This window comes from Pseudomonas sp. GW821-FHT05H12 (assembly GCF_059419385.1).
Genome location: NZ_JBWKRS010000037.1, coordinates 1 through 21,529, shown reverse-complemented (window position 1 = coordinate 21,529; position 21,529 = coordinate 1). Strand labels below are relative to the sequence as shown.

Annotated in this window: 18 protein-coding genes; 6 read left to right on the top strand and 12 right to left on the bottom strand. The window is 55.8% G+C overall.

What is annotated here, in order from left to right; genetic code table 11:
• A complete protein-coding gene (efeU, locus tag AC07SU_RS25640) occupies nucleotides 1–846 on the bottom strand; it encodes an iron uptake transporter permease EfeU (protein ID WP_176998165.1) in 846 nt (281 codons plus the stop codon).
• A 220-nt stretch (nucleotides 847–1,066) separates the two neighbouring features.
• Here efeU and AC07SU_RS25635 point away from each other — a divergent pair, with 220 nt between their 5' ends.
• Complete coding sequence (locus AC07SU_RS25635) at nucleotides 1,067–2,101, top strand: AraC family transcriptional regulator (protein WP_494998614.1); 1,035 nt, start codon at nucleotides 1,067–1,069, stop codon at nucleotides 2,099–2,101.
• 203 nt (nucleotides 2,102–2,304) lie between these two features.
• Here the strand turns inward: AC07SU_RS25635 and AC07SU_RS25630 are convergent, their stop codons facing one another.
• The 4 genes from AC07SU_RS25630 to AC07SU_RS25615 all read right to left on the bottom strand — a co-directional run bounded on the left by AC07SU_RS25630 (nucleotide 2,305) and on the right by AC07SU_RS25615 (nucleotide 8,929).
• Nucleotides 2,305–3,720, bottom strand: coding sequence for an efflux transporter outer membrane subunit (locus AC07SU_RS25630; RefSeq protein ID WP_176998170.1), 1,416 nt, complete (start codon nucleotides 3,718–3,720; stop codon nucleotides 2,305–2,307).
• Complete coding sequence (locus tag AC07SU_RS25625) at nucleotides 3,717–6,896, bottom strand: efflux RND transporter permease subunit (protein WP_176998171.1); 3,180 nt, start codon at nucleotides 6,894–6,896, stop codon at nucleotides 3,717–3,719. The genes AC07SU_RS25630 and AC07SU_RS25625 overlap by 4 nt, the downstream gene beginning before the upstream one ends.
• A gap of 15 nt (nucleotides 6,897–6,911) precedes the next feature.
• Nucleotides 6,912–8,153, bottom strand: a complete 1,242-nt coding sequence (gene mexE, locus AC07SU_RS25620) for a multidrug efflux RND transporter periplasmic adaptor subunit MexE (protein ID WP_494998613.1) — start codon at nucleotides 8,151–8,153, stop codon at nucleotides 6,912–6,914.
• A 239-nt stretch (nucleotides 8,154–8,392) separates the two neighbouring features.
• Entirely contained in the window at nucleotides 8,393–8,929 is a 537-nt protein-coding gene (locus tag AC07SU_RS25615) for a sterol desaturase family protein (protein WP_494998612.1), read from the bottom strand.
• A 379-nt stretch (nucleotides 8,930–9,308) separates the two neighbouring features.
• Between AC07SU_RS25615 and AC07SU_RS25610 the strand changes: the two genes are divergently transcribed.
• The 4 genes from AC07SU_RS25610 (at nucleotide 9,309) to AC07SU_RS25595 (ending at nucleotide 12,531) form a co-directional block, all read left to right on the top strand.
• Nucleotides 9,309–9,626: a hypothetical protein gene (locus AC07SU_RS25610; RefSeq protein WP_494998639.1), complete on the top strand. Its 318-nt coding sequence runs from the start codon at nucleotides 9,309–9,311 to the stop codon at nucleotides 9,624–9,626.
• A 109-nt stretch (nucleotides 9,627–9,735) separates the two neighbouring features.
• Nucleotides 9,736–10,590, top strand: coding sequence for a LysR family transcriptional regulator (locus tag AC07SU_RS25605; protein WP_494998611.1), 855 nt, complete (start codon nucleotides 9,736–9,738; stop codon nucleotides 10,588–10,590).
• 106 nt (nucleotides 10,591–10,696) lie between these two features.
• A complete protein-coding gene (locus tag AC07SU_RS25600; RefSeq protein ID WP_494998610.1) occupies nucleotides 10,697–11,878 on the top strand; it encodes an MFS transporter in 1,182 nt (393 codons plus the stop codon).
• A 179-nt stretch (nucleotides 11,879–12,057) separates the two neighbouring features.
• A complete protein-coding gene (locus AC07SU_RS25595; RefSeq protein WP_494998609.1) occupies nucleotides 12,058–12,531 on the top strand; it encodes a hypothetical protein in 474 nt (157 codons plus the stop codon).
• 394 nt (nucleotides 12,532–12,925) lie between these two features.
• Here the strand turns inward: AC07SU_RS25595 and AC07SU_RS25590 are convergent, their stop codons facing one another.
• The 3 genes from AC07SU_RS25590 to AC07SU_RS25580 all read right to left on the bottom strand — a co-directional run bounded on the left by AC07SU_RS25590 (nucleotide 12,926) and on the right by AC07SU_RS25580 (nucleotide 13,992).
• Nucleotides 12,926–13,282 carry a type II toxin-antitoxin system RelE/ParE family toxin gene (locus AC07SU_RS25590; RefSeq protein WP_494998608.1) on the bottom strand — a complete coding sequence of 119 codons (357 nt, stop codon included), beginning with the start codon at nucleotides 13,280–13,282 and terminating at the stop codon, nucleotides 12,926–12,928.
• Nucleotides 13,283–13,284: 2 nt separating this feature from the next.
• On the bottom strand, nucleotides 13,285–13,575 hold the full coding sequence (locus AC07SU_RS25585; RefSeq protein ID WP_494998607.1) for a type II toxin-antitoxin system ParD family antitoxin: 291 nt from the start codon (nucleotides 13,573–13,575) through the stop codon (nucleotides 13,285–13,287).
• 201 nt (nucleotides 13,576–13,776) lie between these two features.
• Nucleotides 13,777–13,992, bottom strand: a complete 216-nt coding sequence (locus AC07SU_RS25580) for a hypothetical protein (protein ID WP_494998606.1) — start codon at nucleotides 13,990–13,992, stop codon at nucleotides 13,777–13,779.
• A 337-nt stretch (nucleotides 13,993–14,329) separates the two neighbouring features.
• Here AC07SU_RS25580 and AC07SU_RS25575 point away from each other — a divergent pair, with 337 nt between their 5' ends.
• The gene (locus tag AC07SU_RS25575) at nucleotides 14,330–15,988 is read left to right on the top strand and encodes an ATP-dependent nuclease (protein ID WP_494998605.1); all 1,659 of its coding nucleotides are present in this window, start codon (nucleotides 14,330–14,332) and stop codon (nucleotides 15,986–15,988) included.
• A 185-nt stretch (nucleotides 15,989–16,173) separates the two neighbouring features.
• On the opposite strand, the gene AC07SU_RS25570 is transcribed toward AC07SU_RS25575, so the two are convergent.
• The 4 genes from AC07SU_RS25570 to AC07SU_RS25555 form a co-directional block, all read right to left on the bottom strand.
• Nucleotides 16,174–20,178, bottom strand: a complete 4,005-nt coding sequence (locus AC07SU_RS25570; RefSeq protein ID WP_494998604.1) for an ATP-binding protein — start codon at nucleotides 20,176–20,178, stop codon at nucleotides 16,174–16,176.
• Between the two features lie 397 nt (nucleotides 20,179–20,575).
• Complete coding sequence (locus AC07SU_RS25565) at nucleotides 20,576–20,863, bottom strand: hypothetical protein (RefSeq protein WP_178922601.1); 288 nt, start codon at nucleotides 20,861–20,863, stop codon at nucleotides 20,576–20,578.
• Between the two features lie 168 nt (nucleotides 20,864–21,031).
• Complete coding sequence (locus AC07SU_RS25560; RefSeq protein ID WP_494998603.1) at nucleotides 21,032–21,145, bottom strand: DUF6966 domain-containing protein; 114 nt, start codon at nucleotides 21,143–21,145, stop codon at nucleotides 21,032–21,034.
• Nucleotides 21,146–21,223: 78 nt separating this feature from the next.
• The coding region (locus AC07SU_RS25555; protein WP_494998602.1) for a hypothetical protein at nucleotides 21,224–21,529 on the bottom strand (306 nt) is incomplete at its 5' end.

Sequence of the window (21,529 nt, the reverse complement as noted above, 5' to 3'; positions counted from 1 at the left end):
TTACTGGCTGGAAACGGAAGTCGGTTTGGCGACAGGTTTGGCAGGGGCCGAGGGCAGGAAAAACATCACCAGGGCCACCACCAGGTAAATCAGATAAGCACCCAGGGTGCTGACGGTCGGTGCCTCTTGATAGCCGAACATGCCGGCCAGCACCGAGCCCAGCGGGCTGTCCATCGGCAGCGCAGCGCTGAAGTCAAACAGCACGGTTTGCAGGTGGTTCCACACCCCGGCTTCGTGCAGGGCCTGGACCGAATTGGCCAGGATGCCGGCGGCGACCACGAGGATGAACAGGCCGGTCCAGCGGAAGAACGCGCCGAGGTTCAAGCGCATGCTGCCGGAATAGATCAGGAAACCGACCACAATCGCCAGGATCAGGCCGAGCAGGGCGCCGATGGGCGCGCCGGGGCCTTCGCTCTGCTGGAACACGGCCAGCAGGAAGAACACCGTCTCCAGCCCTTCACGGGCCACGGCGAAAAACACCATGGCAATCAGCGCGATCACCTGGTGCTTGGAACCGGCCAATGCGTGGTCAAGGGATTCGTGCAGGGCATGCTTGATGGAGCGCGCCACCTTGCGCATCCAGAACACCATTGAACTCAGAATGCCCACGGCGACCAGGCCGACCACGCCTTCGAACAGTTCCTGTTGTTTCTGCGGGAACTCGGCGCTGACCAGCTCCAGGCCCCCACCTACCAGCAAGGCCAGCGCGGCGGCGAGGAACACGCCGATCCACACGGCAGGCATCCACTGGCCGCGGCCGGTCTGCTGCAGGTAACTGGCGATGATGCCGACGATCAATGCGGCTTCAATGCCTTCGCGCAACATGATTAAAAAGGGAACAAGCATTCGGCACCGCATCGAGACTGGATAGGATGCTAATTTGTAACATAATGATACTCATTACTAAACAAGCAATCTTGACCTTTACTGAACGTTGACTGAACGGCCCGCCAAACGGCCGTCGCGCGGCATTGGGTCACCGGGTGACGGGGTTACGCCTACTTTTTTGTAAGCCGAGTCCCTAAGATGGCGGCACTCCACGCTACACAGGGCCCGGAACGCGCCAATGTCCGAAAAAGACACCATCTCCATTCACCTTGTCCGCGAGGCGTTGCTGCAAAGCTGTGCGCCCGGCTTGGCGACCACCGAAGTGCTGAACAAGGTGGGTATCGACCCCGCCTGGCTTGACCTGCCCCACGCCCGCGTACCGGCAACGGCGTATGCGCGCCTGTGGCGTTTGCTGGCCCGGCGCCTGGACGATGAATTCTTCGGCATGGACCCGCGCAAGCTCAAATCCGGCAGCCTGGAGTTCCTATGCCGTGCCGCCATGGCTCAACCGACCCTGGCGCAGGGGCTTGAGGCGGGCCTGGGGTTTTTGTCGTTGATGCTGGATCACCTGCCGGCCCAGTTGGTGCGCCAGCAGAGCCTGGCCGAGATTGTCTTGCTTGAACCCGAACCACAGCCCAAGCGCGCGTTTACCTACTTTGCCTATTGGATGATTGTCCACGGCGTGGCGTGCTGGCTGGCGGGGCGGCGCATTCCGATCCTGGCCATCGAGCTGCGCAGCCCTCAGCCGGATTTTTGTGATGATTACCAGGTGATGTTTTCTGACAACCTGCGGTTTGATCGGCCACGCACGCGGATGATTTTTTCTGCGGATTGCCTCGACGTGCCCATCAAGCGCACACCGGAAGAACTCAAGCGTTTCCTCGCCCATGCGCCGGCCAATATTCTGGTGAAGTACCGCGACCCCGACAGCCTGGCTGCTCGGATCAAACACGACCTTCGGCAGTTGCCCCCGGACACTTGGCCGGAAACTGAAGGCTTGGCCGCCAACCTGTGTATTTCTGCCTCTACCTTGCGTCGTCGTTTGGCGGAAGAAGGGCAGACCTACCAAGGCCTCAAGGACAGCGTGCGCAAAGAGCTCGCCATCGTCTGGCTGGCCGAACCGCAGGTCAGCTTTGCCGAGATCGCCACGAGGCTTGGGTTTGCCGATGCCAGTTCGTTCTACAAGGCCTTTCGTAAATGGTCCGGGTCCAACCCGGGGCACTACCGCAGCTTGATTCTGAACGAGCCGACGCGCCCTGTTCTCGGAAGCTGAACGCGGTCACCTGTAGGAGCCGGCTTGCCGGCGATGCGGGCGCCTCGCATTAACAGGTAACCCGCCGATGCTATCGCCGGCAAGCCGGCTCCTACAGGTGACCGAGCGTGGCCTTGGTCTACAGGCAAAAAAAAGCCCCACGACCGAAGGGGGCATGGGGCTAAAAATTGGCTGGATGCGACCAACCAAAGGAGCTCTTTACATCACTTGGCGCTGGCGACCACCGTGTCCGGCTGCCAGCCACCCCCCAAGGCCTTGTAGATCGCGACGATGCCGCGATACAGGTCCACTTCGGCCTGGGCCTGTGAGTCTTCGGCGGCCAGGCGTTCGCGCTGGGCGTCGAGCAGTACCAGGAAGTCCACGGTGCCTTCGCGATAACGAATCGCGGCGAGGTCAGCGGCGGCGCGGCTCGACTCACTCTGACGAATCAGCGAAACCAGACGCTGCTGGCGCTTGCCGTAATCACTGAAGGCATTTTCCGACTCTTCCAATGCCAGCAACACTTGCTGCTCATACGTCGCCAGTGCGCCATCGGCCTCGGCATTCGCGCCGCGCAAACGTGCACGCACGCTGCCCAGGTCAAACGCTGCCCAGGTAATGCTTGGGCCCAGGGACCAGGCATTCGCGGCAGCCGAACCGATCTGCGAACCACGCCCTGCGGTAAAGCCGAGGAACCCGCTGAGGCTGACCCGTGGGAACAAGTCGGCCTTGGCCACGCCGATACGCGCGGTGGCGGCGGCCAGTTTGCGCTCGGCACTGAGAATGTCCGGCCGACGTTGCAGCAGTTGCCCCGGGTCGCCAATCGGCAACGCCTTGGCAATCGCCGGCAGGTCTTTGGGGCTCAGGTCCACGGTCAGCTTGTCCGGGCGCTGGCCGAGGAGGGTGGCGATGCGGTTACGCTCGCGCACTTGCTCGGCTTGCAGTTGCGGCACGCTGGCCTCAACGGCGGCCAGGCGGGCATCGGCGCGTTCCACGTCGAGCTGATCACCCACGCCTGCGTCACGCAGGCTGACGGTGATGGTGCGCGATTCCTGCTGGTTCTTCAGGTTGTCCAGGGCGATGCGTTCGCGCAGTTGAGCGCCGCGCAGTTGACCGTAAGCGTCCACCAGTTCGGCAATCATGGTGACTTGCAGTTGGTACAGGTCGGCTTCGGCGACCTGTTGGTCAGCGTCGCTGGCCTCCAGGTTGCGGCGGATACGGCCGAACAAGTCGACTTCCCAGGCCATGTCCAGGCCCAGGTCATAACGCTCGCTGTTCACACGCTTGGTGGTCTGGCCTGGAATCTGCCCCTTGCCCACATCGCTGCTGGCGCGGGTGGTGACCACCGGCATGATGTCGGTAGCCACGTCATCACGGATGGCCCGTGCCGCTCGCAGGCGGGCAAAGGCCACGCGCAGGTCGCGGTTACCGCTCAACGACTGGGTGACCAGTTGGTTGAGGGTCGGGTCGTCGAACTGCTGCCACCAAATGCCTTCGTACTTGGCGTGGTCGTAGCTCTTGGTGTCGGCGGCGGCCGTGATGTTGGCCGCCTCCAGCTTCTCGGTCTTGTAGTCCGGGCCCACGGCACAGGCGCTCAGCGCCAGTACCAACAAGCTCGGCAGGAATACTTTTACGCTCATTGCTGTGTCTCCAGCTTCAAGGCCTTGGCCGCTTTGCGTGCTTCGCTGCGCTCGACATAGCGACGAATCAATACGTAGAACACTGGCGTCAGCAACAGACCGAAGAAGGTCACCCCGATCATCCCGGAGAACACCGCCACGCCCATGGCATGACGCATCTCGGCACCGGCACCGCTGGACAACACCAGAGGCACCACACCCATGATGAACGCGAACGAGGTCATCAGGATCGGCCGCAGACGCAGACGGCAGGCTTCCAGTACCGCTGCGAGCGGGTCGAGGCCTTCCTGCTGTTTGTCCTTGGCAAACTCGACGATCAGAATCGCGTTCTTGCACGCCAGGCCCACCAGTACGATCAAGCCGATCTGGGTGAAGATGTTGTTGTCGCCGCCCGAGATGATCACCCCGGTGATGGCCGACAGCAGCGTCATCGGTACGATCAGGATCACCGCCAGTGGCAAGCTCCAGCTTTCGTATTGGGCGGCCAGTACCAGGAACGCCAGCAGTACGCAGAGCGGGAACACGAACAGCGCGGTGTTGCCCGAGAGGATTTGCTGATAGGTCAGGTCGGTCCACTCGTAAGTCATGCCGTTGGGCAGTTCTTCTTTGAGCAGCTTTTCAATCGCGGCCTGGGCCTGGCCGGAGCTGTAGCCCGGTGCGGCGTTGCCGTTGATTTCAGCGGTGATAAAGCCGTTGTAGTGCATCACGCGGTCCGGGCCCGAGGTGTCGCTGACCTTGATAAAGGTCGCCAACGGGATCATCTCGCCTTTGTTGTTGCGTACTTTCAGCTGGCCGATCTGGTCTTCATCCAGGCGGAACTGCTGCTCAGCCTGCACGTTGACCTGGTAAGTACGGCCAAAGCGGTTGAAGTCGTTGGCATACAGCGAACCCAGGTAGATCTGCAGGGTGTCGAAGATGTCGCTGATCGCCACGCCGTGGGTCTTGGCCTTTTCGCGGTCGATGGCAGCATCGACCTGAGGCACGTTGACCGTGTAGCTGGTGAACAGGCCGAACAGCTCCGGCGTGGTACGGCTCTTGGTGATGATGTTCTGGGTTTCTTTGTACAGCTCGTCGTAACCCAGGTTGCCACGGTCCTCAATCTGCAAGCGGAAACCACCAATCGTACCCAGGCCCTGTACCGGCGGCGGTGGGAAGATCGCCATGTAGGCTTCCTGGATGCTGCTGTACTTGCCGTTGAGCGCGCCGGCAATTGCACCGGCGGACATGCTCGGGTCTTTACGCTCGTCGAACGGCTTCAAGGTCACGAACACGATGCCGCTGTTCGGGCTGTTGGTGAAACCGTTGATCGACAGGCCCGGGAATGCGACGGCGCTTTCCACGCCAGGTTGCTTCAGCGCGATGTCGGACATGCGTTTGATCACGTCTTCGGTGCGGTCCAGGCTCGCGGCGTCCGGCAGTTGGGCGAAGGCCACCAGGTATTGCTTGTCCTGGGCCGGTACGAAACCGGTTGGCGTGTGGGCAAAGCCCAGCCAGGTCAGGACCATCAGGCCGGCGTACAGGAACAGCGCGATACCACTGCCGCGAATCACTCGGCGAACAGTGCCGACGTAACCGTGGCTGGCTTTCTCGAAGAAGCGGTTGAATGGACGGAACAACCAGCCACCCAGCAACTTGTCGAGGAACTTGGAGAACGCGTCTTTCGGTGCATCGTGACCCTTGAGCAACACGGCCGCGAGGGCAGGGGACAAGGTCAGCGAGTTGAAGGCCGAAATCACCGTCGAGATCGCAATGGTCAAGGCGAACTGTTTGTAGAACTGCCCGGTCAAGCCGCTGATGAACGCAGCCGGGATGAACACCGCACACAGCACCAGGGCCGTGGCAATGATCGGGCCGGTCACTTCGCTCATGGCTTTTTCAGTGGCCGGGAACGGCTCCAGGCCCAGTTCGATGTTCCGCTCGACGTTCTCCACCACCACGATGGCGTCGTCCACCACGATACCGATCGCCAGTACCAGGCCGAACAGCGACAGCGCGTTGAGCGAGAAGCCAAACAGGTGCATCACCGCAAACGTACCGATCAACGATACCGGCACCGCCACCAATGGGATGATCGAGGCGCGCCAGGTTTGCAGGAACAGGATCACGACCAACACAACGAGGATCAGCGCTTCGAACAGGGTGTGAACCACCGCCTCGATAGAACCACGCACGAAGATGGTCGGGTCATAGACGATGCTGAAGTCCATGCCTTCCGGGAAGCTCTTCTTCAGCTCCGCCATCTTGTCGCGCACTTCGTTGGAGATCTCGATCGCGTTGGAACCCGGGCGTTGGAAGATCGGGATCGCCACGGCCGGCTGGTTGTTGAGCAACGAACGCAAGGCGTACTGGCTGGAGCCCAGCTCCACCCGTGCGATGTCTTTGAGGCGCGTGATTTCACCATTGTCGCCTGAGCGAATGATGATGTTCTCGAACTCTTCCTCAGTCACCAGACGGCCCTGAGTGTTGATCGACAACTGGAAGCTGGTGGCATTCGGCGCAGGTTGTGCACCCAGGGCACCGGCGGCCACCTGACGGTTCTGCTCGCGGATCGCGGTCACCACATCCGTGGCGGTCAGGTTGCGCGAAGCGGTCTTGTTCGGGTCCAGCCATACACGCAGGGAGTAGTCGCCCATGCCGAACAGTTGCACGTCACCCACACCACCCAAACGGGCCAGCTCGTCTTTGACGTTGAGCAAGGCATAGTTGGACAGGTAGAGCATGTCGTAACGCTTGTCCGGGGAGGTCAAGTGCACAACCATGGTCAGGTCGGGGGAGGCCTTGTCCACGGTGATACCGATGCGCGTCACTTCCTCAGGCAGCTTTGGCTGAGTCCGGGTCACACGGTTTTGCACCTGCACCTGCGCGTTGTCCAGGTCAGTGCCCAGGGCGAAGGTGATGGTCAGGGTCAGCTTGCCATCCGCGGTCGACTGCGACGACATGTACAACATGTTTTCGACGCCGGTGATGGCTTGCTCCAAAGGGGCGGCCACGGTTTCACCGATGACTTTCGGGTTGGCGCCCGGGAAGTTGGCACGTACCACCACGGTCGGCGGTACCACTTCCGGGTATTCGCTGATCGGCAGCTTGAACAGCGAGATCGCACCGGCGATCAGGATCAACAGCGAGAGCACCGCTGCGAAGATCGGCCGCGAAATGAAGAACTTGGAAAAATTCATCTTGAGTTGTGTCCCTTAACCGCGTGGAGTCGCGACGGCTGCGAGCTTGGGCGCGGCTTTATCCGGCGCCACTTGCTCCAGGTTGCTGGCTTCAAGCGCTTGTCGTTGTTGTGCCAAGGCGGCGAGGGTTTCCTTGCTGGCCATCGGGATGGTTTCCGGAGCAACCGGCGACCCCGGGCGAATGCGCTGCAAGCCCTTCACGACGATGGTGTCGTCCTTGTTCAAACCGCTGCGCACGATGCGCAGGCCTTCGATCTTCGGCCCCAGTTCCACGGCGCGGTAGGCCGGCTTGTCGCCGTCCATTACCAGTACGAACTTCTTGCCAAGGTCAGTGCCCACCGCTTCGTCATTGATCAGCACGGCGGAGTAGGTGCCGCTGCCAACCAATTTGAGACGGGCGTACAGGCCAGGGGTGTATTCGCCCTTGCTGTTATCAAACACAGCGCGACCGCGGATAGTGCCGGTGGCCGGGTTGACCTGGTTGTCGACGAAGTTCATCTGGCCCAGGTGCGGGTTGCCGGTTTCGTTGGACAAGCCCAGGTACACCGGGGTGGTTGCGCCACGGCGGCCTTCACGGGCCAGTTCGGTGTACTTGAGGTACACGCGCTCATCGGCGTCGAAGTAGGCGTAGACCTTGTCGGTGGAGACCACGCTGGTCAGCGCCGTGACGTCGGCGGTCACCAGGTTACCGGCGGTGATCTCGGCACGGCTGACGCGGCCGCTGATCGGCGACGTCACGCGGGTGAAGCTCAGGTTCAGCTTGGCCAGGTCCAATTGCGCCTGGATACCGGCTACGGCTGCGCGGGCTTCCTGGGCTGCGGTGGTACGCGAATCGGCCAGCTCGGCGGAGATCGCGTTGCTCTGACGCAGGCGTTCGCCACGTTGCGCTTCGTTATCACTGCGGGTAGCAGCAGCTTTCGTTTGGGCAAGCTGGGCTTCGAGGCGGCGCACTTCAGACTGGAACGGACGCGGATCGATCTGGAACAGCAGGTCGCCTTTTTTCACCAGGGCGCCTTCGGTGAAGGCCACCTGGTCGATCTGGCCCGACACGCGCGGACGGATCTGCACGGTTTCCGGGGCTTCCAGACGGCCGGTGAATTCGTCCCACTCGTTGACCGGTTGTTCCAGCACCTTGGCCACGCTGACTTTTGCAGGGGGCATGGCGGCCGCTTGTTCCGGGGCTTTACCGCATGCGCTCATCACCACCACGGCCAAAATCGCCAAGGGGAAGCGCATATGTTTGAGTGACTGTTCCATGAGGTGCATCCGCCAATGTATTTGAGATGGGCGGATCATGCGCGGCGATGTGCTATGTCACGAATCGAATGAAACAAAGGTAACTATCATTCGGAATGATATAAGCGCGAGGTCAGCCCTCTAGCATGGGGGTTTCGTTAGGGGGCTATCAATGAGCGTGATGACAAAAGAGTGTTGCCCGGGGTGCAAGGAACCTCGGGCAAGGTACAAGGTCCCGGCTGCCTGAGCTATTCAAAGCTTCACGCCCGTTCTTGATTTCCATCGAGCGCGTGAGCCCGAACGTAGGTACGAAACACGTGATCCCATAACGGCGAGGACACTCCGAAGTTCTTCTCCACGCCCTTGCGGTGATGCAGGTCATGATTGGCCACCAATCGGGGAATCAGCGGGTACGCCCAATGCTCGGGACGATGCATCACGTAATGCACCGAGATATAAAAGAAGTACCCCGCAACCGTTCCGGCAAACATCGACGTCAATCCGACGTACCCCGCACACAGCAACAGCACGGCAAAGGTGGAGCTGGTCTTCCAGCTGGATACGCCGATGTAAGCCAGCACATCTATATGATGGGTCCAATGCTCGCGGCGGTACAGCGAGTGAAACAGGAAGCGGTGCGCCGAATATTCCACCAGCGTCCAGGCCAGCAGGCCTGCGACGATTTGCACGGGGTCAATGGGGGCGAGGTACAGCGCCAAGACGATAAACAGGGGGACGGTGAAGAAGTCGAGGTAATACGCGACAGATGACATCAGCCATTTGTTTGAAGCAGCCATGGGCAGAAAATCCTTGTAGTGCTCAAGGGTTGAATGAAGTGCCCGGCTCTCCAGGCAGGAAGACTATCCCGTGGGGATGATGCTACAGGCTGTAGGAAATTTCCCAGCGCAATGGGTGTCCGGGATCACACTCTGGTGTTTACGTCGCTGAAGCGTTCGTGCCAGTCTCTCGGCAGGCGGCAAGGGGCCGCCTCGTACATCAGGAGATTGACGTGGCTAAGTACTTCGATAATTCAGGGCTGTTCAAGATGACTTCGTATCGCGGCATCCGCTCCACACGCAGCGCCATCACGGGCTGGGAGCTGAAAAACCTGTCCCTGAATACGAAGGAATTTTTGACATGTCCAAAGAACTACTCGGAGTTTCTGCTCTAGGCCTGATGGTATTGGGTGAGTTTTGTGCGATCTACAGCGAGGTAGCCACCGCCCGGCTTGCGCAAGTGGATAACGGCGCGTGGTCGGCCTTTGTCGTGCCGGTCCTGCTGATGTGCTTTGCAGGGTTGTGCCTGCTGGGGGCGTATTGGCTTGGTTATGTGGCGGTAGGTGACATTTGGGTGGTCACCGTGGTTTCCGTCACGTCGTTGTTGCTGCTTGAGCCGCTGGTGGTGTGGTGTCTCTTCCAGGAGATGCCGGGGCGCGGCGCGCTGATCGGGTTTGTCCTGGGGGCGTTGGGGATGCTGGCTACGGTAGTGCTGTAGGTGTGGAAGCTGGCTCGACTCTCAACGGTTGAGCCAGCTGTTACGGGTTGTCGGGCTCCCCGAAATCACTTTTGAAAGGCCGACGGGCTCGGTATCGATTCGATGAACAATGATGTTTGATTGGGACAGCCTTCGCTTTTTCTCTGCCTTTGCTCGAGAAGGCTCTCTCGCTGCTGCTGCGCGCTCATTGGGCGTAGAGCACGCGACCGTCGTTCGACGGATAGCCGCCCTTGAGGCGTCGTTGAACATGAAGTTAGTCGACCGCAGGGGCCGTGTTTACCAACTGACCGAAGATGGGGTGAGGGTCAGTGAATATGCTGCAGAGATGGAGTCCGCGTCATTTGCGCTCAAGCGGTTCGTGGAGGGCGAGGAGACACGTATCGAAGGTGAGGTGATTTTGTCTGCCCCTCCGGCGTATCTGGGCACCCTGGTTGCTCGACGTCTGGGCGTGTTGCGCGAGCGGTATCCCAAGTTGCAATTGAGGTTGGTGGGTGCCAAGTCCACCAGCTCCCTGGCCAGGAAAGAAACGGACATCGCCATCACGTTCAGTCGGCCGGAGGAGCAAAGCGTGGTCGCAAAAAGACTCGGCTTTTTGCAATTCTTCCCTCATGCAAGCCCGGATTACGTGAACCGGCGCGAACCTGATGCCTACGAATTCATCGGGTATGACCGAAGTATGGGGGATTCGGTACAGCAGCAATGGCTCCTGAATCACCTGGAAGGTCGATCGATTTCGGTCACCAGTAACGATTTGCGTATTCAAGCAATCGCCGCTGCGGGTGGGGCCGGCATCGTGTTCGTACCGGATTTTCTCGGGGCGGAGTATGGGCTGGCCAGGGTCGAAATGGGGCTGGCGCCACTGGAACTGCCGGTGTGGCTTGCTTTCCATGAGGATCTGCGCAGTGCTCAAAAGATTCGGGTCGTGCTTGATTTCATCCTGGAAGGCTTGGCGCAAGCGTTGTGAATTTTTGCACATCCCGTTTGTGACATTGATGAATAGGGCGCCATGAAACATTTCTCTAGTCTGGGCCGCAACACGATTTCGCGCCCGCTAGAGAGGCCTTTCACGAATGAGCAGTCCCCACCTTAAACACGGTTCACTGGCGGTCTACCGCACTGCATGGGTCGTCACCGCTGTCTTCATGCTGTCGAACGCAGCAACGCCACTTTATAGCGTCTGGCAGCAATCCCTCGGCTTCGCCTCCGGCGTACTGACCGTGATTTTCGCTTGTTACATCATTGGCCTGCTGCTAACCCTCACGGTGGCAGGGCAATTGTCCGATCACTTTGGGCGCAAAGCCCTGCTTGTGCCCTGTGTGGGCCTGGCCATCGCTGCGGCGGCCTTGTTTAACCAGGCGGACAGTGTTGGCGTGTTGATGCTCGCGCGCTTCCTCACAGGTGTATCTGTCGGTCTTGTGGTGTCTGGCGGCATGGCGAATGTGGTTGAGCACGCCCAGCCGCATCGCAAGCACTTTGCTTCGCTCATGGCGTCTGTCGCAATGGTCGCGGGTGCCGGTACGGGACCTTTGCTGGCTGGGGTCGTGGCGCAATACTTCCCGCACCCGATACAGACTGTTTTTCGAATTGAAATGGCGGTGTTGTGCCTGGCACTTTTCGCGTTGCTGAGCCAGAAAAACCTCAGGCTAGGCAAGGGCTCTTTCAAACCGCGCTTACCCACCGTTGCCAAAGAAAACGTAAGGATTATTTTGCTTGGCATCGCATTCTTCGGCCCAGGGATAACGTCCACTTCGTTCATCCTGTCCCTTGGCCCCAAGTTGATAGCCGCCTTTATGGGGGCAAACAGTCCCTTGATTGCCGGCTGTATGGCGTTCGCGATGTTCTTCGTTGCGGCAGGTGTCCAGTTCGCGGCAAAACGGTTTGATAACCCTGGCGTTTTCCTGTGCAGCGGGCTGGCGACTGTTTTTTCGATGATCTGCGTTTGGGTTGCACTGCAAACCAGCTCAGCGCCGTGGCTGATTTTATCGGCTCTTCTGGCGGGGGCAGGCCAGGGGTTGGGGCAGCTCGGTGGGCTGAGGCTGATAGCAGACAATGTCCCGCCTCAACGAAGAGCCGAGGCGAACGCAGTGTTCAATATGGGCGGTTACATTCCCGCAGGGGCAATTCCGGTCATCACTGGGTATTTGATTGACAGCCTGGGGCTGGGTGTTGGCATTTGTTCGCTGGCCCTTATCATTGCGAGCCTGGCGCTATTGGGGTTGATCCAACTGAAGCGATATCCGGCCACGCGTTGACTGACGTGATTGTGAAGCGATAGGAAGCTCTGAGTGTGGCGCCGTAAACAGACGCTTAAAAGCGGTTAATGTGTATCGTGTGAGGGAGCACGGAGAATACTCAGGATGTGGTACGTGTCTTTTCATGAACGATCCGCCCTCCCTCGAACAATAAATTTCCACGGGGTATCAGAGACTTCATGACGATAATTAAGGTCACAGACGCTGTCAGTTCGCAAAAATACGAGCGCTGGAAAAACCAGTGGAAGGACCCGTCCGAGCTGGATGAGTATTCTTATATCAGCGATGTTGTACACCCTGAAGACGCCTTGATGTTTTCCAAAGTTTTATTTCCGGATTTTGTAATTCACGAATCAGGTGTGTTTTTGGAAAGCAGATTTACCGTCGAGGCGTTCATCGGTTGGATGGAAGCGTGTAATGACGATGTGGTGGCGGTTGAGAAGGTTTTGAATCATGTACATCTATATGATGTTTTTGGCGGCTGCAGAGATAGGGTGGATGAGGTGGTTTATGAGCAGCTGTGCAGGATTGTTGCCCAGTCATGGAAGATGGTGTTGCTGAATAAATTCCCGGAAAAGAAGTTTTGTGTACAAGCGATAATATCCGATCAGGAGTACGGTCCGGTGGTTACGTTCTCTCAGGTCAAAGAGTGATGAAGAGTCTGCCCGACGACGCCTAGAGACTGTCAGGATCCCCAAAAAACATTTTGACTAGGCTCTAGGACAGTACTTTCAGCTTGAAAAAATCGATTTATGCCCCCAGTCATGCCCCCAGCTGCGCTGAGTGTACAAGCGATCGCGATTTGCGATTTCTGACGCGGACCTCGGTAGCCATGGCAGGCATTCAGTGCACCCCCGTATACCGGATGACCAATCCGAATCCGGCAAATCCTTGGTGGTTCGATGAGTCGATATCCTTATTGAAGTTGCCCGGGCTATCTTTCAGCACCTGTCCTGAAATAAGTTGGCTGGCAGAGTGGGGGGGGCTAGAGGGAGCGTCTCACCTTCTTTGTTCTTGGCCAGTCATGTCTGTGTCTTGGATCGCTGATCAGTCATCAGGCAAGTGCAACTGCACGTCCATGGCGTCATGAAGGAGTCGGACGACCTCGATCACCTCGCTATTTGCTACACGATAAAACACGATATGGCGTGGGCTTTTGACCGCCCCATGGGGCTGTTTGGCTTGCTGGCGTGAATAAATGAGGTGATAGCTGCGAAGGCCCGGTGCCAGCTCATCGCGTTCGTAGCTGCCAATGCGATAAGGCGTGTCGGCGATCGCTTGCAGCGCCGCGAGGATTAGCGCCTGATACCGCTGGCGTGCTTGATCGCCGAATTGCGTCTGGGAGAGCCTGAGGATGTCGACAATGTCGGCGCGCGCCGCGTTGGAAATCCGATACTGCGGCATGCTCAGTGTTTCTCGCGCGCGGGGAGGGTTGCCTCCAGGCTCAAACCCTCGAGGTAGTGCTCCAGATCCCCTTCGTTCAACTGAGTAAAGCGCCCTTGCTCAAGGTCCATGATGCCGATAGAGGTCGCCTGACGCAGGGCCTCAATTTTGGCGGTGTCTTCGGCGACGCGCTGTTCCAATAGCCGCAAACCTTCTCGCATCACTTCGCTGGCATTCTGATAACGACCGGACTGCACCAGGTCATGGATAACCTGTTCCTGGTGAGGGGTGAGCACAACGTTTCTAGTTGCCATAATGAGCTCCAGCTTTCGGTAAACAGCTTCTTCCTGCCGTTGGCATATTATGCCATTTTGCTTGCGAGCACATTCGTTGGGATTTTAATCTGACGTACTGCGTCATACGGGGCATTCTTTGCGTCGAACCGCGTGCTGATCCGACGGCACGCACTTAAAGTAGAGAAAAAAACAGTCCCTCGGATGTCGTCGGCAACTTGATTAGTGTGGACCTTGGGCCTTCAGTTTGGCCAGGCCTTGCTTAATGTGTCCGGCGTTCTCCCCGATCATTTGTAGCGCGCCGCGGACATTTTCGCCGATGTCTGTCGCACCCTGGCATTCAGCTCTCAAGGTCAGCTCCATTATGGCCGCCTCTAAGGTGAGTTGGTTTTGGTAAAGGCGCTCAAGGACATCAGCTAGTGAGTATTCTGTGGCCATTGTTTCGACTCCAATAAAGGAATCGAAAGCGTAGCAGTGGGGGGAGGCGGGTGTCCTGAGCCGCCCGTGAGTTAAGGGCATGAAACGGTTTAGAGTGAGGGGCAGCAATGGCCATAAGGTGCTGTGGCGACAGGCAGCAGACGGCCAATAGGGGACGTTCGAAAACGGCTGCTTTCTGCCACCTACGGACTGGTGGCGGCGAATGGTAGATACTTCTCGAGCAAGCCATCAGTCCACCGCATCCGGTTCGCCTAATTCTCCTCAATCACGCCATCAATAACACTGCTATGCCGCTGGGTGTTTTCGGGTAAAAATGCGATGCCGCCAGGAGGGCACCATGACCATTGATACAGGTTTTCATCTAAAAAACTACAAAAGCTTCGGCCCAACCGGCGTCGAACTTAAAACTATCAAATCGATTAACGTTATAGTCGGCCGAAACAATATCGGAAAATCAGCGTTGTTACATGCGCTGGATTTTCTGTGCAAAGATGGAGAAGACCATTCCAATATTGCCCAGTCGATAGAAGTGACGCAGTTTCTAGACGAAAGATCATTAATGCAAGTATTCCAACCAAACACTAGCAGAGGTGAACTGGGAGGCAATCATTGGGAGGATCATGGTATAAAATTTGTGGGTGCTTCTTTCACCTGGAAACAAATATCCGATAGGAAAATTGAATTTCTCAATACAAACGCAGATGCGTCACAGACTGAGCTAAAACACATATCTGGAATACACCCAACATCAGCACTGCGCTCTCTAAAGCACATAAAGCTCGACGCAGACAGAGATATTGCTCCTGAAAATATTGATGAGGGGATGACATTGTCAAGCGCCGGAATAGGTGCAACACGGATAATTCATAAATATCTACAGCACGTAGGATTTGATAGATCTTTAATCCAAGAAACCCTTCTAACAGCTCTCAATAAAATCTTCTCGCCCGACATTATATTCAATGAAATAACCACCCGCTTCCATTCTTCCAGCAACCAATGGGAGATCTTTCTAGGTGAAGAAAATAAAGGCCCTATCGCTTTATCTGCATCAGGCAGCGGACTAAAAACTGTAATACTTACACTGCTTAACTTGTTAATACGTCCTGATTTTGAAAAAACACCAGTTGAGCTATATGTATTCTCATTGGAAGAGCTTGAAAACAATTTGCATCCCGCACTACAGAGAAATCTATTCGTTTATCTCGAGGATTTTGCACTGAATAATAAGTGTCATATTTTCCTAACGACTCATTCAAATGTTGCAATCGACATTTTTGGAAGCTCAGAACATTCACAGATTCTACATATTGTTCGAGGTGAAGACGGAGTAGTAGGTAACGCTTACACCGGAGATGCTGTCGGCCACGGAGTTTTGGATGACCTCGGGGTACGCGCAAGTGATCTACTTCAAGCTAACGGACTGATTTGGGTAGAAGGTCCTTCAGACCGTGTATATCTGAAAAAATGGATTGACTTATGGAGTGACAATAAACTCAGCGAAGGACGGCACTATCAGTTCGTATTTTACGGCGGCAGCGTGCTTGCAAATATTGATGCCAGTCTACCAGGCACTGAAACGAGAGAAGCAATCACTGCATTTAAAATAAATAGAAACTTCGCATTTGTTTGTGATAGTGATCGAAAAACCTCGAGCGGTTCTCTAAAGCCGCGCGTCGCCCAACTTATTAAAGAAATAGCCGATAGCCGCGCAATGGTTTGGGTTACTCGTTGCAAGGAAATTGAAAACTACATTCCGAAGGAGGCGTTCGAAGGAGTTCACGGCAAAACTAAACTTGCACACATAGGTGAGTTTGAAGCGATCCAAGACTATCTTCGAGAAAATAAGATATCGAGCGCAAGAGAATACAGCAACAAACATACCAAGGCATTTGCCTACGCAGAGTACATGACCAGAAACAACCTATCGTTTCGCCCGGAATTGGAAGAACAACTCACTGAGCTTGTAAAAAAAATACGCGCATGGAATAGTTGACAAAGCATCGTCGGCGAAAAACCTCCCACGCGGATAACAGGGGCTAGATTCTCTTGAGCTTACAGCCTCGGCGCTTCAATAAGAGTCTGTTAAGGTTTCGGGCATCGAAACAGAAGAGGCAGAATATGGGGCAGATTTATTTTTAAGATAATAGGACTTCCCCCTATTCTCAGTCTTTTTTAAATTCAGCCCCTATCAAGCTCATCAGAAATACCACGCAAAACTCCGCGAACTCGCCACACATACATCAGTTGAAAAAAATCTGATGGGGCGTCATTCGCGCAAGTTATAGCTATTGCGTCTCCGAAGGTGCCTGCGCTTTCGAAGATTCTTACCTCTCCGCTAACGGGCGCTCCCACACGTTTCAGATATGCTTTTTGATCCCCGTCACGTTCAACTATCAGCGCCACCAACTCACCACGTAGTACTTCCAAATCTTCAGAGCAAGAGATGCTGATGGGCTCCAACAATACCCAATCGTGATGACGTATTAATGGGTATCCGCTATTGTCAACAACGCGGGCAGCGAGCAACGGAGTATCTAACGCTTCACTGTTGTTGAGATGTCGAGCCTCACCAGCGCCGGTTTGCGTGATTGAATCGTAAAGCACACCGACGATGGGCATTAGACGGACTTTATTTCGCTGCAGCACCAATGCGGGCGCTACTTTCTCGCTAACGGATTGTTCACAAGCGAGCATCAACTTGCTGATATCTGTTTTATCTGAGTGGTAACGCCGGGCGAAAACCTTATCGCTGTACAGAGCTATGACTGGCTCACCGCACTTTGCTGTCCGTTCAATTGATACGATCACTACTTGCCCCTGCCGTGCGAGAGCGCCAAGGGAATCACCATGGATCGTATAAAGTGCCACAGCCCCCAAAGACTCCAGCAAAAGCGTACCAGAGGGCTCGCTTGGCGAAACGATCGCTGCTCGGGTGTGAGCGTTGAAGTCACCAAGTGCATGGAATTTCTGCTCCTGGTGGGCTAATGCGGCGGGGGCTTCCGGTGCTGTCGCGAAGAACAGATCTTTATCGTCACGAGTCAACCGGCCCATGAACCTTGCATAAGCGGCTCCGCAGCTTCGCAACAGCCGATCTACCTCTGTAAAACCTTCATCAACTACCCCTGCATCATGGGGTGTAATTTTTCGAAGATCATGGTGGGCTTGGTTGATCGTATTGTAAAAAAGCGTACCTGGCTTCAACAGGTTACAACTCAGCAGCTTCTCGAAAGGTGGTTCCTGGAAAGGCAATTCTCCCGCATTCCGTGCGCTGGAGATGTGGGCGACTAGATCCGCAAGAGTTGGCTTGTAGAAAAGCATAGGGTCAGCGGCGAGTAAATCCCACAATCGGTTCTCGATATGCAGCCTAACGCGTTCAACGAACTCCTGGCTCGCCGCTACATCATTGCAGTCGTCAGCCCATGCCTGGCGACGCTCGTTTACTTCTTCGACCGTGGGGGTCAGAGCGACTGTTAATCTGGACAGCGACAAAGGGCTGATCTGCAACATAGTCCATGACGGAAATATGGACGAGCCTCTCGGTAGCTTGTCTTTCACCGCTGCGATGAACCGATTGTCGTTGGACGTGATAATGACTGCCATACCCGCTTTGACTAAGGCCGGGACTGCGGCTGCAAGATTCTCCGTGTTGATAGGGTCGAAGAAAGTCTGAGGATCATCCAGCTGCAACACCTCTAACGCACCAGCGCGTTCTCGGATGCGTTCCCATAGACTGAAAACGAAAGCCCAAACACAGGCTCGTAGATGAGATGAGTTCATGATTTCGTGCGCCTGGACGCGCACCGTACCGAGCCCGGCGTATAGACCCACCCCTTGGGAGCGGGCTGGATCTAACCCAAGATATCGCGGACCACCGTTGTAATGAGGGCGGTAAATTAAATCGAGCCAAGCAGTTGTACGAGCCTCCAGCAGATGGATCAAACCTTGGACTTGGTACTCAACCAATACCGGTAAACGAGTTAACTGCTGTATTGCCTTGGCTGCGCGCCTAATAAGCCTGAGTCGCTGACTCGCAACCACCCAGCGCTTACGGGCGTCTTCTATCACATCAATCTGCCGCGTTAAGGCAATTAATGGCTCTGAAGAAGTAATTGCTTGGTGCAGTACTGACAACTGATGCCTGATAGGTAGGAGAGCCAAATTGAGCGACTCGTCAAATTGCTCACCCCGCGAAAATGAGCCGACTCCCAGATATTTCGCTAGAAGAGGCTGCATGACAGCCTCGACCGCCGTGCGTTGGACACTCAGCGTCACGATGTGTTGCAGATTTGCAAATCTACTAGCCAGCAACCCCGTCGCAAGCTCCTTGGGCAAGCTGATAGGATCCGGAAGCTGTTCGATCGGAATCGGATGCATCTCAACGAGGCTGTCCCAAAGCTTACGTGCATTCTTCTGGATTGGTTGAAGATCTGTTGCGAAGGAGTGATCCTTGAGTGCCTCGCTGACATAGGCATTCTTGTAAAGCTCAAAAACCGTGCTGCGACCCTTCTGGTCGGCAAAATGTTTCAAGTTATCCGAAAGAGATTCCAATAGCTCGCTCGCAGCGCCCTGCTGCCAATCAGCAAGTGACTTTGTAGCGTCATGATGCGCCTGAAGCCCCGCCTGAAGTGCCGTAGCGACGTCGGAGTCCAAAAGAGCGTCAGGTGGCACCTTGGCTAGATCTGAGCCGCAGACTGGGCAGTCAGAGAGCAGTTGATCTGGATGTTGCCGACGGTGCCACTGCGCAACCATTGTGTATAGCTGCTGACGCGCCGCTTGCTCTTTGTTTTGCTGCCGCTTGACTTGATCGGCTGCACGCAGCGCCAGCTCCTCAAGCTTGACGAGTAAAGCATCTCGATCTTCGTTGCTGACTTCTTTGATCTGCTGAATGGTACGAAGAGAGGGAAGCCCTTTCAGAGCAGCGCCGCTTAATTGCTCTCTTGCCAAAGCTAGCTGGCTGAGTAGGGCCTGACTACGCTCGGGCGTTGACAGTGAGATAGTGCTTCCAAGAATCGTCTCAATATCCGTCAGACCACTTGCTTGATGCTGGACGAGCTTCTCACGGACGACAGCGATCGAACTGCTGCAATTTAGTTCAGGGCTAGACTTGTCGGGAGTCAGTAAATCGGGTTCAGGACCAAGCGTTTCACTCTGTACACGCCAAGCATCAAGAAACGAACCCTTGCTGTCTATGAAATGAATACGAGCAGTATCTTTGGCGTCCGTGGCAGTGTCAGTATCGTCCTTTTCCAAACGTCGGACGAGGCGTGGCAAACGCATGCCCAGATCCTGCAATGGTCGTAAACCTGTTAGCTGAGCGATTGCTTCGGCAAAACTTGTTTTCTCATCGAAGCGCATATTTGCAGCGATGGCAGGCATTAAAGTGCCGGCTTCGACCGCCCACTGTGGCAGGCCCAGATCGTCTAAGCCACTTACGCTCACGGAAACAGCCCCTTTAGGGGTTCGCTTCAACTCACGCCGGACGGTCACGTTGTTTCCATTTTGATCCCGCAGATCCAGTTCCACCCATGTGTCACATGCGGGGCGATCGCCTAAAATCGAAAGATCTGACGCCGAAGGTAATGGGACGATCACGGGTAGAGTGAAACTGCTATTGCTACCACTTTCGCCGTTTACTGAAATTACGTCGACAGTGATTGGATTGTGTACTTCAGATGGCTTGTGTTGAGAACGGTGCGCCTTACCAGTTAGGCACCACATGATCGCACTCTGCAATGCAGATTTACCGGCGCCGTTGAACCCCCAGATGCACGTAACGTCACGGTCAAGTCGAAGGGTCAAAACCTCAGGTGCTTTACCGGCCGAGTCGCAGTGACGCTGAAGCCCTGCAAAGCGATGGGCTCTAAACTCCTGAATTCGCCAACAAGGACGTGAAGCACCAGCATTTGCTGTATAGCTACGCGTTACATGCGGTTGCGGCTCGCCAATGGCATCGAGCAGTTGATCGACCTCGCTAGCTGAAACTAATTTTGCCTGGGCCCAGAGATCGCGCCGACGTGCATAAAATTGCATTGCAAGGCGAGCGTCTTCAAGGTCTAGAGCAAATGTGCCGGCGCCCTGGGGGAGATTGATCGGGTTACCGGCACAAAGCACATCAACGATTTGATCTAGTGTGCAGTTCTCTAAATCCAAATTTTCGGTTTGCGTCGGAGGAGCAGCTTCCATAAGGGCATCCCTGGCATCAAGAGTGAAAGGCTAGCGCTTTGGAGACGAAAGAAAGCCCTCGTCGACTGACGCACTTAGAACAGATCAAAAGGTCGTACTCGTCACTCGAGAAGGCTTGTTCACAAAGTAAGGTTTCAGGATGATTTCTACCAGCTTGCGCAAGCGAAAATGCGGATATTGCTGAGGGTTGGCACTTACAAAGCAGTGAAGGCATGTGTGCCACCTTTGATTTTAGAAAAATCCGACTGCCCGTTTCTGGCCGAAAACTGACGGCCACGACTGACCGTTTTGGCCGGCTCCGGTCTTTCGCGACCGGCTACAATCCACCCATTTCAGACGTTCCCGTACGCCCAGGCACGCATTCCCAGTAAGCGGAGCGAATGACTTGAGTCGCCTGTCAGGAGCTGAGCTGGTCGAATAGCTCTTGCAGGAAAACATCGCCCGCCACTGAGTCTGATAGCAAATAATGCCCAGACCAAATGTCCCAGCCAGCGGCTAGGCTGAACTCAGCACATTGGAAATTCTGGTGAATTTTTTCATCAACGCCTATGACAGGTGAGCCCAATCGTTTGAACCCTCGGCGTTTGATCAGGTTTTCAGCTAGCGATAGCCAACAAGCGTCTGACAACGCGTTGAAACTGAGTGTCAGATGTCCATTGGCTGCGGTATCGAGAGTTGGGCTCATCTATTATTGCCGTCTAAGGTTTGGCGTGAAGGGAATGCACAAACGTGGCTGCGGGGGCGTTGTTTAGGCGAGTGATCAAGTTTGAGACCGTTTTATCGCGTTGGCGAGCTGTTCGGCGTTGTTACACAATTCAATGAATTTTTTGTTTAGCTCGACATGACCTGGATCTCATGAAAGGACGCCATCGACATAGCTTTGACCAAGAATGAGATCATTTAATGAGCTCATTCCGCCATAGGCCGACAGTAGATACTCAATCCCAGAGTAATCAGAATCCAGCAATAGTCTTGGCAGCCGCAAGCACGCTGGATTTCAAGGCAGATGCCGGAGGGCTGAGCAAGTGATCCAGCACTCAGCCCTTCAGGCTTTCACCAGCCTGTAAAAGTCTTCCAGCGCCTGGCGAAATGCCGTCAGGGAAAAGCTGATCGGGCGATTCTCGACGTCCCATCGAGTGGTCATACCGACTTCCAGACCGCTGGACACGCTCAACCCAAAACGGCGCCAGTGCAGCGTCTCTCCGTCAATCACTTGTTCGGTCATCAGCACAAAGCAATCGAAGTCCATGTCATCGCTGCAGACCAGCAGCGGAACTGGCGTCGATGTGCCGTCTTCTGCGGGCGTAAAACGCCGCTGGGCGAGCGCGCCTTCTTCCTCGTCCAGCAACCA

Coding starts and splice junctions, on each gene's coding strand:
- efeU (WP_176998165.1), bottom strand. CDS start 846: ATGCTTGTTCCCTTTTTAATCATGTTGCGCGAAGGCATTGAAGCCGCA.
- AC07SU_RS25635 (WP_494998614.1), top strand. CDS start 1,067: ATGTCCGAAAAAGACACCATCTCCATTCACCTTGTCCGCGAGGCGTTG.
- AC07SU_RS25630 (WP_176998170.1), bottom strand. CDS start 3,720: ATGAGCGTAAAAGTATTCCTGCCGAGCTTGTTGGTACTGGCGCTGAGC.
- AC07SU_RS25625 (WP_176998171.1), bottom strand. CDS start 6,896: ATGAATTTTTCCAAGTTCTTCATTTCGCGGCCGATCTTCGCAGCGGTG.
- mexE (WP_494998613.1), bottom strand. CDS start 8,153: ATGGAACAGTCACTCAAACATATGCGCTTCCCCTTGGCGATTTTGGCC.
- AC07SU_RS25615 (WP_494998612.1), bottom strand. CDS start 8,929: ATGGCTGCTTCAAACAAATGGCTGATGTCATCTGTCGCGTATTACCTC.
- AC07SU_RS25610 (WP_494998639.1), top strand. CDS start 9,309: ATGGTATTGGGTGAGTTTTGTGCGATCTACAGCGAGGTAGCCACCGCC.
- AC07SU_RS25605 (WP_494998611.1), top strand. CDS start 9,736: ATGATGTTTGATTGGGACAGCCTTCGCTTTTTCTCTGCCTTTGCTCGA.
- AC07SU_RS25600 (WP_494998610.1), top strand. CDS start 10,697: ATGAGCAGTCCCCACCTTAAACACGGTTCACTGGCGGTCTACCGCACT.
- AC07SU_RS25595 (WP_494998609.1), top strand. CDS start 12,058: ATGACGATAATTAAGGTCACAGACGCTGTCAGTTCGCAAAAATACGAG.
- AC07SU_RS25590 (WP_494998608.1), bottom strand. CDS start 13,282: ATGCCGCAGTATCGGATTTCCAACGCGGCGCGCGCCGACATTGTCGAC.
- AC07SU_RS25585 (WP_494998607.1), bottom strand. CDS start 13,575: ATGGCAACTAGAAACGTTGTGCTCACCCCTCACCAGGAACAGGTTATC.
- AC07SU_RS25580 (WP_494998606.1), bottom strand. CDS start 13,992: ATGGCCACAGAATACTCACTAGCTGATGTCCTTGAGCGCCTTTACCAA.
- AC07SU_RS25575 (WP_494998605.1), top strand. CDS start 14,330: ATGACCATTGATACAGGTTTTCATCTAAAAAACTACAAAAGCTTCGGC.
- AC07SU_RS25570 (WP_494998604.1), bottom strand. CDS start 20,178: ATGGAAGCTGCTCCTCCGACGCAAACCGAAAATTTGGATTTAGAGAAC.
- AC07SU_RS25565 (WP_178922601.1), bottom strand. CDS start 20,863: ATGAGCCCAACTCTCGATACCGCAGCCAATGGACATCTGACACTCAGT.